General features: G+C 64.6%; 13 protein-coding genes. 4 read left to right on the top strand and 9 right to left on the bottom strand.

The features are described from left to right. Positions 1–39 precede the first annotated feature (39 nt). Positions 40–846 carry a methylase gene (locus tag AC16DP_RS10810; protein ID WP_329728970.1) on the bottom strand — a complete coding sequence of 269 codons (807 nt, stop codon included), beginning with the start codon at positions 844–846 and terminating at the stop codon, positions 40–42. A 67-nt stretch (positions 847–913) separates the two neighbouring features. On the opposite strand from AC16DP_RS10810, the gene AC16DP_RS10815 reads away from it, so the two are divergent. From AC16DP_RS10815 to AC16DP_RS10825, 3 genes are all read left to right on the top strand, one after another. Continuing rightward, a complete protein-coding gene (locus AC16DP_RS10815; RefSeq protein WP_329728971.1) occupies positions 914–1,654 on the top strand; it encodes an AraC family transcriptional regulator in 741 nt (246 codons plus the stop codon). Between the two features lie 73 nt (positions 1,655–1,727). Beyond that, positions 1,728–2,795: a C45 family peptidase gene (locus AC16DP_RS10820; RefSeq protein WP_329728972.1), complete on the top strand. Its 1,068-nt coding sequence runs from the start codon at positions 1,728–1,730 to the stop codon at positions 2,793–2,795. A 421-nt stretch (positions 2,796–3,216) separates the two neighbouring features. Next, on the top strand, positions 3,217–3,381 hold the full coding sequence (locus tag AC16DP_RS10825) for a hypothetical protein (RefSeq protein WP_483956696.1): 165 nt from the start codon (positions 3,217–3,219) through the stop codon (positions 3,379–3,381). Between the two features lie 163 nt (positions 3,382–3,544). Here AC16DP_RS10825 and AC16DP_RS10830 read toward each other — a convergent pair whose 3' ends face one another. The 8 genes from AC16DP_RS10830 to AC16DP_RS10865 form a co-directional block, all read right to left on the bottom strand. Then, positions 3,545–4,354 carry an Imm49 family immunity protein gene (locus AC16DP_RS10830; RefSeq protein WP_329728973.1) on the bottom strand — a complete coding sequence of 270 codons (810 nt, stop codon included), beginning with the start codon at positions 4,352–4,354 and terminating at the stop codon, positions 3,545–3,547. A 16-nt stretch (positions 4,355–4,370) separates the two neighbouring features. Continuing rightward, on the bottom strand, positions 4,371–4,808 hold the full coding sequence (locus AC16DP_RS10835; RefSeq protein ID WP_329728974.1) for an imm11 family protein: 438 nt from the start codon (positions 4,806–4,808) through the stop codon (positions 4,371–4,373). A gap of 156 nt (positions 4,809–4,964) precedes the next feature. Then, positions 4,965–5,714, bottom strand: coding sequence for a hypothetical protein (locus AC16DP_RS10840; protein ID WP_329728975.1), 750 nt, complete (start codon positions 5,712–5,714; stop codon positions 4,965–4,967). 52 nt (positions 5,715–5,766) lie between these two features. Next, a complete protein-coding gene (locus AC16DP_RS10845) occupies positions 5,767–8,301 on the bottom strand; it encodes a TIGR02270 family protein (RefSeq protein ID WP_329728976.1) in 2,535 nt (844 codons plus the stop codon). Positions 8,302–8,420: 119 nt separating this feature from the next. Further along, entirely contained in the window at positions 8,421–8,885 is a 465-nt protein-coding gene (locus tag AC16DP_RS10850) for a DUF4150 domain-containing protein (RefSeq protein WP_329729010.1), read from the bottom strand. Between the two features lie 62 nt (positions 8,886–8,947). Further along, entirely contained in the window at positions 8,948–9,973 is a 1,026-nt protein-coding gene (locus AC16DP_RS10855) for a DUF2169 family type VI secretion system accessory protein (protein WP_329728977.1), read from the bottom strand. A 12-nt stretch (positions 9,974–9,985) separates the two neighbouring features. Then, the gene (locus AC16DP_RS10860; RefSeq protein WP_329728978.1) at positions 9,986–10,957 is read right to left on the bottom strand and encodes a nicotinamidase; all 972 of its coding nucleotides are present in this window, start codon (positions 10,955–10,957) and stop codon (positions 9,986–9,988) included. 18 nt (positions 10,958–10,975) lie between these two features. After that, positions 10,976–12,427, bottom strand: coding sequence for a nicotinate phosphoribosyltransferase (locus tag AC16DP_RS10865; RefSeq protein WP_329728979.1), 1,452 nt, complete (start codon positions 12,425–12,427; stop codon positions 10,976–10,978). Positions 12,428–12,492: 65 nt separating this feature from the next. Here AC16DP_RS10865 and AC16DP_RS10870 point away from each other — a divergent pair, with 65 nt between their 5' ends. Further along, entirely contained in the window at positions 12,493–13,632 is a 1,140-nt protein-coding gene (locus AC16DP_RS10870; RefSeq protein WP_329728980.1) for a TonB C-terminal domain-containing protein, read from the top strand. Positions 13,633–13,644: the final 12 nt, after the last annotated feature.

The raw sequence follows: 13,644 nt of genomic DNA on the forward strand, positions 1-13,644 counted from the left end.
ACCGGCATTCGCGCCGGAGACGATGGGCCCTGCTCGGAGTCATGGGAAGACGCCGCCCGGTGGCTTCCAGAGCAGATAACCGCGCTCGAGCAGCCATGCGTCCGTGACAATTCCCTGAACCCGAGAAACCAGCCGGAGGACGGAGTGCCGGAAGGCGTCGGGGGGCGCGGTGTGGCCCGCCTCGCGCGCGTCCTGCCACGCGGCCGTCCAGTCGGCGAAGAAGGTGTGGATGGGCTCTCCGGGCTTCACCCGGCGGCGGAAGTCCCGGGGCATCCAATCGCGGAAGAGCACGGGCGCGAAGCCGCGGCTGAAGTCGGTGTGGAACAGCAGGGCCTCGCGCGCGAGCCCCTCGGGGATGCGCCGCAGCAGGTGCGCCACCAGCACGGCCCCGGGTGTGTCCGTGCTGCCCTCGACGAGCAGCCCTCCTTCGAGCAGCGCCCCACCCAACGTCTGGTGGATGCCGGGCACATCCTCGGGGCGGTAGCCGCGCAACAGGTTCATGGCGCGGATGAGGCGGACGCTCTCTCCCGGGTGCAGGGGCAGCTCGAAGCCACCCTGCCGGAAGCCGGTGAGCGCATCGGCATGGACCTGGGCGGCCTCCACGCGGGAGTCCTCCAGCTCCACGCCCACGACGGGAAGCCCCGGGTGGAGCTCGCGGAAGACCTCGGCGCTCTCGAGGGTGGTCCACGGGTGCTCGCCGAAACCGACGTCCACGAAGGCGGCCCGGGCCCAGGGGCCCTCGGTCCGGAGGAGCAGCTCGCGCTCGTGGTGGACCAGGTACTCGTCGAGTGCGCGCAGGCGCCCGTGTGAGGTGCGTCCTCGGGTCTTCTTGTCCAGGGAGGTCATGGGCCGGGCCCGGGACTATATTCCGGCTATGCCCGCCACGACGCCGCCGTCTCCGTGGACGCATTGGATGCCCGCCCCCGCCTCGCTGGAGGAGCGGGTGGAGTTCCTGATGTGGGTGCCGCCGGAGGCCTCCGTCACCCACGTGCACGAGGTGGTGCCCGACGCCAACGTGGACCTGCTCCTCGAGCTGTCGGACGAGCGTTGCCGGGCCGTGCTCTACGGGCCACTGACGCGCAGCATCCACGTCCGCTCGCGCGCGGGCCATGGCTACCTGGTGGTGCACTTTCGCCCGGGGGCGATGCCCGGGCTCGTGGATGCCAGTCCCTCGGAGCTGGTCAACGAGTCCGTGGAGCTGCGCGAGGTGGCGGGCCTCTCCGTGGACGCGCTCGGAGAACGGCTGCTGGCCGCGGGCTCACCGGAGCGGATGCGCGAGGCGCTCACTCCGCTGTTGAGCCGGACGCCCTACCCGCCCGGAGACAGCTTCGACCGGGCACTGCGCCACCTGCTCGCCCGGCCGGAGCCGCTGCGCCCGGGCGCCCTGGCGGACGCGCTCCACCTGAGCACGCGCACGTTGCAGAGGGCCTTCAAGGAGCGCGTGGGCTTCTCACCGAGGACATACACGCGCATCGTGCGGCTCCAGGAGGCCCTGTCCGAGCTGCGTGAGCACCCCACCCGCTCGCTGTCCGAGGTGGCGTACCGGATCGGCTACGCCGACCACGCGCACATGACGAGGGACTTCCGGGAGCTGACGGGCCGGACGCCGAGCGACTTCCGGACTCCCTCTCCCTCTGGGAGAGGGCTGGGGTGAGGGTCTTCGAGCGAGGCAACACGTGTCGCATCCGTTCAAGCGAGGCCCGGCCCCACGGCGTACCTTGCGCCCCATGACGACGCAGACGCTTCGGGTCATCGAGTGCCGTGGGACGCCGCGACAGATAGGCCAACAGTGGGGAGAGGCATGCCGCGAGAGCCTGCGCGCCTCGGCGGACAACCTCTTCCTCACCCTGTCCATGAGCCCCCTCGCGGCCTCGCGGGAGGACGTGGTGCGCACGGCGCTGAAGCTGGAGACCAACGTACGCGCCTTCGACCCGGAGGCGCTCGAGCTCATCCGGGGACAGGCCGAGGGCACTGGCCTCCCCTACGGAGAGACCTTCGCACTGCACTGCATGCTGGAACTGGCGATCAATTACGCGCAGATCGGCGGCATGTGCACGTCCATGGCCCTCACCGGCGAGGCCACGAAGGATGGCCAGGCGCTGCTCGGACAGACAATCGACTGGAACCCGGGAGCGCGGATGGACCTGCTCCGCATCCGCCACGCGGACGGACGAGAGCAGCTCTCACTGTGCCTGGACGGCTCGCCGTACTACCACCTCAACAGTGACGGGGTGGGCAACTGCGCCAACCTCACGCTGGTGGAGCCGCGGCCCTGTGCCTCGCTGGTGCCGCTGTCCGTGTACGTCCCCAAGGCAATGCGCCAGCCGAGCCTGTCCGCGGCGCTGGAGGTGCTCGTCACGGCGGCGAGGGGCTTCGGCTACTACCACCTGGCGGACGCGCAGGGGCACGTGGTGGGAATCGAGAGCACGTACGACGATCACGTCCTGCTGCGGCCGGAGCGAGGAGTGCTCGTCCACGCCAACCACTACCAGTCCGAGCGCTTCCGGGAGCGGGACGTCACCCACCGCTACGTCCCCTGCACCTTCGGGCGCCGGGAGCGCATCGCTAAGCTCGTGGCCGCCGGACACGGCCAACACACGCCCGAGACGGTGAAGCAGATGCTCACGGACCACGGCACGCCCGAGGGCCGCATCTGCCTGCACGACACGCAGCCCGCCCCCGGGGCCATGCCGCGCGAGACGGCGGCCACGGTGGTGATGGCACCGGCGCGCCGCACGATGTGGATCGCGGTGGGGCCCGCGTGCCGGCGGCCCTTCGCCGAGTTCAGCCTCTGAGCAGCGGCTTGAACATTCTTGAGCCTCGGATTCTCTCCCAGGACGTTCCCTGCATTACACCCGGAGTGATTGCCGCATACCCGGGATGGGGGGACTCACGTGATTGCAACCGCTGAGCTCCAGCCCAACAAGGCTGAGTTCGAATTCTAGGTAGGTCCCCATGCCGTGAGAGAACTAGCCGTCGTGGGTGTTGACGCCAAGGAGACCCTCCCCCAGCACGACTCGACGTCCTCCCGGCGCCACCACCCGACGAGAGGCGTAGACGAGAAGACCCAGCTGAATCAGGAGGCGCTGCTGACGGTCCAGCTCGGAAATGGGACGGCACGATTCTTCAACAGCATCATGTCGCGCGTAGTGCGCTGGGATGCAAGGGGTCGGCTCGTCAGCGCATCCGCGCCACGGTGATGCCCTCGAATCGGGCATGAGATGGCGGTGGAACCACTCAAGGGCAACCCCGACCGGGCCCATCGTCACCCGTAGCGTCTACAACTGCCAGAATCCGGTTCCCACCTCGCTGCCCGACAACAAGACGAAGAGCGCGCTGCGCTCCAGCCCCGATAGCAACGGATTCAACGACCCACGTTGACGGCAAGCGGGTCGTCATTAAGAGCAAGGACGAGTCTGTCCTCCAAGTCCCACCTCATCGGCCCCCCAGCGCATTATGAGTAGCTCGATACAGCTCAACAGACAAGAGCACATTGGATTGCGAGCAGGTATGACGCGGCCCTTATTGGAGCAAGTGTTGCCATTTAGTCCTCTAGCTTTGCACCCGGGAAGGTCAGGGGGGCGAACGGCGCGTACTGCGTGCGCCGCACGAAACCCGGACAGAACTTGTATTCGGACTCCAACTTCAGCCCCAGCACCTCGGCCACTTGCAGGATCGCCAGTCCCTCGACCATGATATGGCGATTTGGCTCGAAGGTGTACTCACGCGCCAGCACCGAGTCCCGCTGCGGATCCGCAATCCTCTTCATTTTGTGCTCATGGTCATCCAACAAGCCTTCGAATGCGGACTCAAAGGCATCCTGGTTTTTGTCCAACAAAGCCCGGGCCAGCTCCAAGCGGACATCTGAACCGCCCTCAAGCGCACGCTCGAACTGATCCAACAAATGCTGGGCCACAGCTCGCTCAGCCTGTTCAAAATCGAGCAACCTGTGCAGGAAGCGCGCATACGCGAAGTCGTCCTCGTACTCCTCCCCTTGGCGCCAAGCATCGGCAGAAAGCGCTGCAATCTGCTTGGCTAGTTTCCACTGGCCAGCCGCTACTGCATCGAGAAAGGGGGCGCTCAGGCTTACGCGGCGGTAAGACGAGTCACTAACCCCTTCCAACTGGCAGCGTTCCAAAAAGAACTTCCAGGTAAGCGCAGACTGAATGAGCCCGTGGAAGAAACCATCCACATTTACGTCTGTCAGCAAGACGCAGATGCCAAAGGCACGGTGATGCCTTGCCAAGTCATAGTAGACCTTGCCGATGGCTGAGGCTTGGCGCTGCTGTGCGGCAGTCCTGGCAAGCCCGTCCAAGTACAACACGATGCTTCCTTTCAATTCCTCTAGGGACACGAGCACTCCTTTCGGCTCAATCCGAGAAAGCATCTGGCTGGATGAACTTGAGCCCTGTCAGACCTGCGGCCTTGATCTTGCCTACCAAGTCGTCCCTGAAGACGGGGTAGTCTGGGATGCGCCTCATGCGAAAGAGACCCACCTCAGGATCAATCCGCTGCTCGTCCAGACCCAGTTTGCTGACACTTATGAAAAGCTCAGGGTTGATGGGGTTCTCCTTCGCCACGGTCTTTCCTGAATCAACACAGTCCTGGAGCAAAACTTGATGAAGTATGAAGAACGGTCCCTTCTCCTTCCTATCCTTGTGGTTGATGATGCTCACGGGCAGGAACTCGTTATTCTTCAGCGACTGCCCCTCCAAGATCTCTCGAGCCCGTGCTGAAACAACCAGCAGACCGTCCATGTTCTTGATAAAGTCCTCTGTCTTGATGTCGCTGGGGAACTCATCGCTCATACGCAAGCGTGCATCCAATGGGAAGCCGTTCACGCGAGATATCCCGTCGAGCAATTCATAAGTCCGCTCGACCCCCAGCAGCACCCCTACGCGGCACGCGCCTCGCCCTACTTTGGGCATTCCAATCATATATCCCATTTTCATCCTCTTGACTTCTCAGCCCCTCAGCGGATCGTTGGTGTCTGCCATGGTATAGGGTTCGTACCAGTCGGTTTCGGCGGAGTCGTTGCGCTTGTCCCACTGCTGGAGACTGGTCGCTCTGTCCTTCAGATGCTTGCGAAATTTGCTTTCGAGTTCCGTCAGAGCACTCTGGATAGCGTCGAAACTCTCCTTCTTTATTTTGTGCTTGTCTTTCTCGCTATCCAGCACCCGCCAGACTCTACGCCTCAACTCATCAGCCACCATATAGTTGTATTCGATGTGTCCGAAGGACACAGGCAAGTGGATTGCCAGATGTTCGGGGCTCATATTCGCCAAACCAGAGGTCAGTTTCTGTAGCCAGCGCTTGCGCCATTCCTCCTTGTAGCTATTGAAAGTGGCTACATAGCCTTTGGCCACACCTGAGGAATGCTGATTCTCATCCAGTGTGTGCTGCTTCTGGTAGTGCAAATCGTAAACAGAGAAGGTGGGCAACCCGAGCATGTTCGACTGGCGATTGATGTGATACGGAATAACTTCCATCACATTTTCGATATATTCTCTATTCGGATGTCCCTCGATGGACATGAAGAACGAAGTCTGAGGCAACAAATGGTGTGCGCCAGAGTGCGGCCCCAGATAGCCATCCTTCCCTGCCTTGCAAGACTTAGCGTATTTTTTGGGCTCCGGCATGCCCTCCTCTACCTTCCGGAACCAGCCTCTGCGGGGTCGTAGTTTCTCGATATCGAGATGTTCTTCATCAGACATCACATCCTCCCGTGGCAACGTATCTCACAAGGGATTACAAGGCCTGAATCATTCACCCTCCCGGCGGTCGCAGCAGGAACGAACCCCGTGCACCAGATTCGTCCAGCAGCCAAACCAAGCCGTTGCCGTGAGGCGCAACACCCCGTCCGAAAGCATGCGCAACCAGGCAGAGGGCTGCCGGACCAGTCGCCGCTCCAATCTCTCCAAAGGAAAGCGCCGGGTGCCACTCGAATGGAGCGTCCAACAAGCCGCGGGCACGCAGCCATGGGAGCGCGTGGCCCCACGTGTAGGCCGTCCGCTCATCACCATTGATACAGCCAGAGAGGAGCGCCACCTGAATCCCCTCCGCCGAGCCACCCCCAAGCGTTAAGGCGAGGGTCTGCCCTAGCGCACATCCGGCTTCGGACACCGAACTGGCGCCCCGCTCTCCCTCTCCCCTGGAAAAACTCAGCCCGTCGATGATGCAGAGCACATTCCCATCGCGCGTGGCTGACGCACGACCCTTGTCCACGAGCACGAAAGCTGCACACTCGCCCGGGACAACTCCGACCGGCTGGCTGGGCGCTTTCAAGCGATTGAGGTGCTTGAGCGCCTCCAACACGGGTCTATCCACCAAGCTATCAATCCCTCCAATGATGCAACGATCCAGTTTGCCACACTCCAGCGCATCGTTGGCCTCCTCCAAAGCCAAGGCGAAGCCAGCCCGGCCCTGCCAGAAGAGCCGCAGGTGAGCTTGGGAGAGAGAGGGTTCGACATGCTTGGCCAGGGTCAACAGCAGACTCTGCCCGCAGCTTCGCCGCAGCGTGCTGACAAGTTCTCCGGGCAACGACTCCGGTTCCACGCCCTCGATCTCTGCATCCCTCCGCAGCGCCTCCTCGTGGTCCAACAAGTGCTGACCATCGGGCAGGACCAGGAACAGGCCTGTCCGCCTCCAGTCGGGTACCTGGGTGCGACCCAGCAAATCCTTCAAACCCGCAGCGCCCAAACGTGCTAGGCGCCCGAATCCCGTGAACCCCTCGGCGAGCCCCGGAATGTAGCAACCAGCGGCCGGCTGCATCCGCTCGCCGTCCGGATCCCATACATCAAGGGCATCGAGCGCTGCGATGCACGGAATGCCCGCCCTGCTAGCCGCACAACTCATGACCACGTCCTCACCAAGCGGCGAGACCATGCCCAGCCCGCGAACAACTAGCGCCCGTGCGCCTAGCGAGACCGAGCGCCTGCCCTGCGCGGAGGACACACGGGTGGCCACATGAGCACCCAGCACACTTGCTGGCGCAGGAGTCCACTGCCTCATGGGCAGGCGTTCGAAAGACGGGCACATCACCTCTTCTGGTCTATGTGCACGTGACAACTCGCGCTGCTGCAGTTCAGCGAAAGCTCCGAGCGATATCCGATGCTCACCCCGACTCCGGATGAGCAGTTCGAGGGCATGCACCGGACGCCTGCGCATGGGGCCATGCTCAAGTTGCTCCAGCAACATGCGCCAAGAGAAAGGCCGGCCTCTTAGGTAACGCCCCTTCAGTTCGAACGATCCACGAGCATGTGCCCACCACTGCTCCACTGCATCGGGAGAGGGCAAAGGCAGCGCCTGCTCTGGTACAGGCGTGAGATTGGCGTCGAGATCTTCCTCCTCCAGCGGGGGCAGCGATTCCTCCTCAGGTGACTCCCTGGCGACATATCCATTCTTGAGTTCCAGCCCGGTTATGGAGCTGAAGGCCTCACCCGCCAGACGTGCGAGGAGAGAATCCTCGTTACGCATCATCGTTAGACAAGCGTCCGCAGCCTGTACCCGTCCGCTGAACCCCAACGCCCACAGGGCATCGCGCCGCAAAGCGGGTATGGACAGCGCATCGAGAAGCAGCTCCTGCTCCTTGACACCGCCCCCCATGGCTACCAGCAGCATGGGAAGCTGCGAGGCCGGAGCACGAGCCCCAACCACAGCCAGACAGGCAGCCCATGCCTCTTTGTAACCGAGGACCAATCCCGTTTGGATGGCGGCATTCCGTACACCAGGAACACGGGAAGCCAGCCCATGCTTGAGGGTCTCAAGGGCTATAGGTGCCGGTACCTGTGCCGCCAGTTGGAAGGCAGCAGCCTGTACCTGCGGCTCACTGGAAACGAGGAACTGCTGGAGAACAGGGCCTGGGGAGGTACGCCAGTGTCCGAGCAACCCAAGCACGAGTACCCGCAGTTCTGGCTCGTCATCCCCCAGACATGGCAACAGCTGTAGCACCAAGCCACTATCCTCGCAGGCAAACAAGGCACTGGCGACTCCAAGCCGTTGGGCAGGCCCTCCCTTCCGGAGATGCTCCAGTACCATGGATAGCCCACTGGATCCCTGACCCAAGAGCGCGAGCGCAGCCACTGCGACACGCTGCGCCTCCTCATCCAACAAGGCATTTCGTAGCACGCGCTGTGCTGCTGGAGTCCCCGCCAGCACCAACGCATCCACATGGGCACAAAGACGTGCCTCAAGTTCAGCCACCTCAGGTAGAGCATAATCGGATGCGGACCAACTCGACTCCCGCCGTCCCCAGAGGAACGCAGCCTCATCCAAGTGCTCTTCGATAATGTCCCATCTCATGAGGTTCCCCGACCTGGGCTTGAGTACGGTTTGGCGCACAACCCCACGCGAAAACAACAACCCATTTACGAAGGCACCAAGCCCATCAAGCAGGAATGGCCACTGTGCTATTTTGCCGGTTAAAACTCTTTCTCACAGTTCAAACAAACCGGCTTCCCTGGTGGCGTCCCAATGGCGACGACTGGTCCCTGAATGAGCGGCGAAGGTGGAGTATTCTTATCGTTGTGAAGCATCGGGTCGAGCGCCCGCGCAACATTCTTACCCTCGAACTTCACATCGACAGAGTAGTTGACAAACTCGGCTTTGCCTTTGGTCTTGCTAGAAGCAACGCCGCCACCAGCATTACCTGCTTCATCACCAGTACTGGTACTGAAGCAGGAGTCCTTCAAACAAACGGGATTGCCGTCGACCAGCACAGTCTTGCTACCTTTGGCGGTGTCCGAGGACTTCGCGATGTTGGGATAAGGAATGGGTACGGGACCTCCTGGACTCGGCGTCTTGCATACATCTGGGAAGACCACCGTGATGCCCTTACTGTCTTTCGTCACCACGGACATCTTGTTCACACCAACCGTGTTCGCCATAACGCCCCCATCAATCACCTACGGAGTGTCCTCCAGTGTAGCACCTTCGCCAAGTTCCGTGCTCACGGAAGGCTCCCCTCCGCCGTCAGCACAACGCTCCGCACGTCATGGGGTCCATCCCGTAGGGAGACACTTCCCCGCCACAGCAGGAAAGCGCGGTGCTCGTCCATATCCAGGATGACAGTGTCCAGGTTCAACGCCGGATGGACATCCTCATTTCCCGTGAGTTCCACGATGGCCTTCGGCACCACACGCGGCAGTGCGAACGAGAGCCGACCCATTGAGGAGACATCGACGAGCGTGACGGGCTCTCCGCCTTGCAGGAAGCCAGGAGCAACCGAGCCCGGTGACGCGGCATTGAAGTAGCGCCGGTTGAAATCCTTCGGTAGCAGCGGCTTGCGCTTCTGGTTCCAGGCCTCGTCGTAGGTACCGGCGAGGGAAGCGCGTGGCTGCCAATGCGGAGACACGAAGCCGAAACCCGCGGGCGCAATCACTTGGCCAAAGCGCTGCAACGGTTGCTCGGGGGCTTCCAGGTTCGGCAGCCGCAGCCCCTCCTCGAAGTGCTGGGCGCTGGTGCGGAAGCCCACTCCCACCGGGTTGCGCGGCTCGAAGCCGTGCTTCGCCGTGTCCGGGTCCGTCTTGTCCCATCCACCGAAGGCCCGCTCGTAGCGCAGGGGCATGCGCTCGAAAGGTTGGGGCTTCGTCATGGAGATGCTGCCCATGCTCTTGAACCACACCCGCTCCCCCACCACCCGCACCATCCTGCGCACCGGCCCTACTTGAAACCCGGCCAGCACCTCCGTCGTACCCCGTGCAGGCGCGTGCGCATGGCCCACCAACACCACGTCCGTGGCCGGCTTGATGAAGGCGCACTCGGGCTCGTAGCGGTAGCTGGACTCTTCCGGCACGCCCCAGTACTCGCCGGCCACGTTCACCGGCACCTGCTGCTCGGCCAGCGTCAGCCCGTCCCGGCCGATGACGTAGGTGGCCTTCACCACCAACGTCAGCAGCGGGCGCATCTCCTCATCTGCGAGGAACAGCGGCTCCAGCACGAGCGGCGTCTTGTTCTCGATGGAAGCGTGGCCCATTCGGAGCGCCCCTTACACGTCCAGCAGGTCGGTGGTCCGGACAATCTTCATGCCGGCCTCGCGGAAGGCCCGCATCGCCTCGTTGGCCACGCGCGGGAAGTCCAGCCCGGGAGGCAGGGGATCCAGCGGAGGCGCGGGCACGGGGCTCATCGCGTCCTCGAGGATGTGGATGCGCCCCATCTTCGAGCGGTCCGTGGCCTCGATGTGCTTCCGCAGGTCCATCAGCGTCGACAGCACGCAGTGCGACCTGGCCTGCCCGAAGACGTACACGCGGTCGTAGGTCAGCAGGTGGTCGAAGAGGTCCTGGTTGAACTCGCCCACCTTGCGCCCGGGCAGCTCCGTCACCTCGGGAGACAGCACCGAGTAGTTCTCCGTGAGCGGCTCCTCGCCCTTCACCTCGAAGCGCGTCTGCGTGTCGCGCGCCACCGAGTGGAAGAGGCTCGCCTCCATCATCGCGGGCAGCAGCGCGTGGCTCAGTCCGCCGAGCAGCGCGTGGTACGGCCACACCGTCAGCACGTACTTGCCCGTGGCCTCCAGGCGCTCGCAGTAGGCGAGGCTCTCCTCCGAGTAACGCGTGGGCCGCCACTTCCCCGAGCGGATGTCCGCCGAGGTAATCACCGTCATCGGCGGGGGATTGCGGCCCTCGGCGTCCTGCCACCACGCGGGGTGGAACACCTGGAAGACACGGTGGGTGTCCAGGGAGAACACCAGCCCGGTGATGCGGTCCAGGTTCGCGTACAGCCAGCGCAGCGTGCGCTGCGAGTCCTCCACCGCGCCCGGGACGAAGAGGCTCGCCTCGGGCTGGCAGAAGGCCACCTGCACGTCGATGCCGAAGGCGGCGATGCGCAGCCGGTCCTCGCGCGCGGGCTTCACCTGGTGGGCGAGCGCGTAGCGGCGGGCCTCGTCGGTCACCAGGGCGGCACGCTCCAGGTACAGCGAGCCCACGCGCTTGTCGTCATGGAACTCGGGAAGGGGCAACGGCATGACGTTCTCCAGGGAAGCTCAAGAATGGTGCGCGGGGCCCTGCGGGAAGTGACGGTGGCGCAGCTCCTCCACGAGCTTCTGCGTGGCCGCCGTGTACGCGACGCGCTGCTCCCCCTCGCCGGGCGCGGGGATGGAGGCGGCGGTCTCGGACGTGGCACCGGAGAGCAGCTCGTAGCCCTCGGGCACGGGCTCGCCCTCCTGTCCGATGAGGCCGATGGGCCCCGAGCCACTCCGGCGCCGGAACACCACCGGAACACCCGGGATGCTCTGCTTGCCCTCGGCCAGCTCGTTGCCGAACTTCATCGTGGGCACGTGGCCCGTGCGCGACAGCTTGTACACCGCCGCCACCCGGTCGCGCGTGTACGGGCACGCCATGGTGCGCGCCACGATGAAGCCGCCGTAACCGTAGAACTGCTTCGAGGACTCCCAGCCATACTGGGTGCGCAGCTCCTCGAACTCGCGCGTGGCCTGCGCGTCCAGCCCGTCCTCGAGGATGAACACCGGCTTGATGCCCTCCTCCTTGGCCCGGGACACCGCGAACACGTACTGCTTCTTCTTGTCACCCGAGTCGAAGCGGATGGAGTCCCCCGCGTTGGGATCCTCGTGGACGAGGCGGAAGGCCGTGGGCAGGCCCGAGGTCACCGTGTCGTAGGTGTCCAGCAGGTAGCTGGAGCGCTCCGGGCGCCGCTCGCGGATGGCGCGGAAGGCAGCCTCGTCCGAGCCGTAGCGCTGCACATGCTCGTGGCCCATGGTGCCCACCGGAATCATCCCGAGCTTCCGCGCCAGATACACGTTGCTGGTGCGCATCACCCCGGCCTCCTTGCAGGCGCGCAGGGCGATCTCATGCTGCTCCATGCACGTGGCCGCGCGCAGGCCCACCTCGAAGATGCGGCTCGGGTCCTGCACCGCGTGCACCAGCTCGCGCACCACCGCCACCACGCGCGCGTGATAGCCCTCGGAGTCCACGGTGATGGGCACCGGCTTCACGCCCACCGCGTCCAACGTCTCCAGGGCGATGCGCTTCTCCTCCTCGCACGACAGGACGGCGAGCGCCTTCGCCAGCGCCTCGCGGTCGGCCAGCGCCTGGGTGGCGATCTGGATGCGGAAGTTGAGTTGCAGGAGCAGCGGCTCCAGCCACGACACCAGCGCCGAGGTCCCCGTCACGGTGAACACGGGCTCGCGCGAGTAGAAGCGAGCCCCCTTGGGCAGGGCGCGGATGACCAGCTTGTCCTTGCGCTGGATGGCGGCCTTGAAACCGGCACCCATCTCGTAGCTGTTGCGGGCGAGGTAGGAGTAGTCGCTCTCGGTCGGCTCCGGGAGCAGGTTGCGCACATAGGACTCGAGATCCAACGGCACCACCTGCTGTCCGCCCTTGCGGTGCGAGTAGTAGAAAGTCTCCCGGCGAAGCGGCCAGCCAGCCTCCGCCATGCTGAACTTGTAGCCGTCCGTCGCGAGCAGCGAGCGCCCCATGGTGTTGCCTCCAAGGCGCACACTCTAACCAAATGGGGGTCGGCGGTGGTTGAATCGGCCCAGGAATGCCGGACTCCCGCCGCAGACTGTTGCTCGCGCTCCTCCTCAGCCTCGGCCTGCACGCCGGGGTGTGGCTGTGGATGGAGGTCCGGCGTTCCCCGCTCGCGGAGCCGCGTCCCCTGCCGCCCGCTCCGGCGACGCTCCAGTTCGTCGAGGTGGAGGTGGCCCCGCCTCCGGAGCCTCCGAAGCCCGCCCCACCGAGCCCTCCACCACCGAGGCCGCCCCGCCGTCCACCACCGGCCGTCGCGCAAGCCCCGAAACCACCCGCCGAGCCTGCGCCCACCCCGGCCGAGCCTCCTCCCACCGTCACCGAGACACCTACCGGGAGTGACATTCCTCGCGCGGACGCGCCGCGAGCCGAGGGTCCACGCCTGGGTGCCTCACGGCTGCTGCCCTCGCCCTCGCTGTCGTGGAGTCAGGACCGAGGGGTCGACGTACCGGATGCGGGCGTGCCCGTTCCCGCCACGCCGGAGGAGAAGGTGGCCGACATGGTGATGGAGGGCGTGCGCCGGGGGAAGGTGGACCGGGGGCTCGTGCACCCCTACTTCTCCGAGCTGGGCAAATCGCTGCTGAAGAACTGGGATGCCGAGCGCGCCGTCAGCGCCAAGGGCCTCAAGGGATTCCTCGACCAGACGCGCGGCAACTCCGCGGAGTGGATGCGAGTCTGGTCGGACAGGGCCGCGGCCTACGCGAACACGGGCTCGGCGCTCGACGCCGACACGCCGGAGGCCTACGACCGGCTACCGCCTGGGGGAGATCCATCGCTCGAAGCGCGCCGCACGCTGCGCCGGCAGATGAAGGAGCAGTTCCGAGCCACCCGCCGCGCCACGGTGCGCGTGGTGCAGGACACGGAGGGACGGCTGCTCAGCGTGGAACTCATCACGCCCAGCAATGACATGCAGATAGACCGGGAGGCGGTGGCCGACATCCGTGCCGCCGCCGCGAGCCTCCCCGTTCCGCCACCCGAGGCCCTCCAGGGCCGCACGCAACTGGTGAGCCTGTGGCAGATCGAGCTCATCATCTCCATCAGCCCGCCGGTGCCCACCCTCAGCATCGAGTTCGACGCGGAGATGAAGCTCACGGACATTCGGATGCCGCTCGACCGCCGGCTCTACAAACGCGTGCGGCTGCTCGAGGTGCGCTGAGCAGTCCGGCCT

Source organism: Archangium sp., from assembly GCF_057119385.1.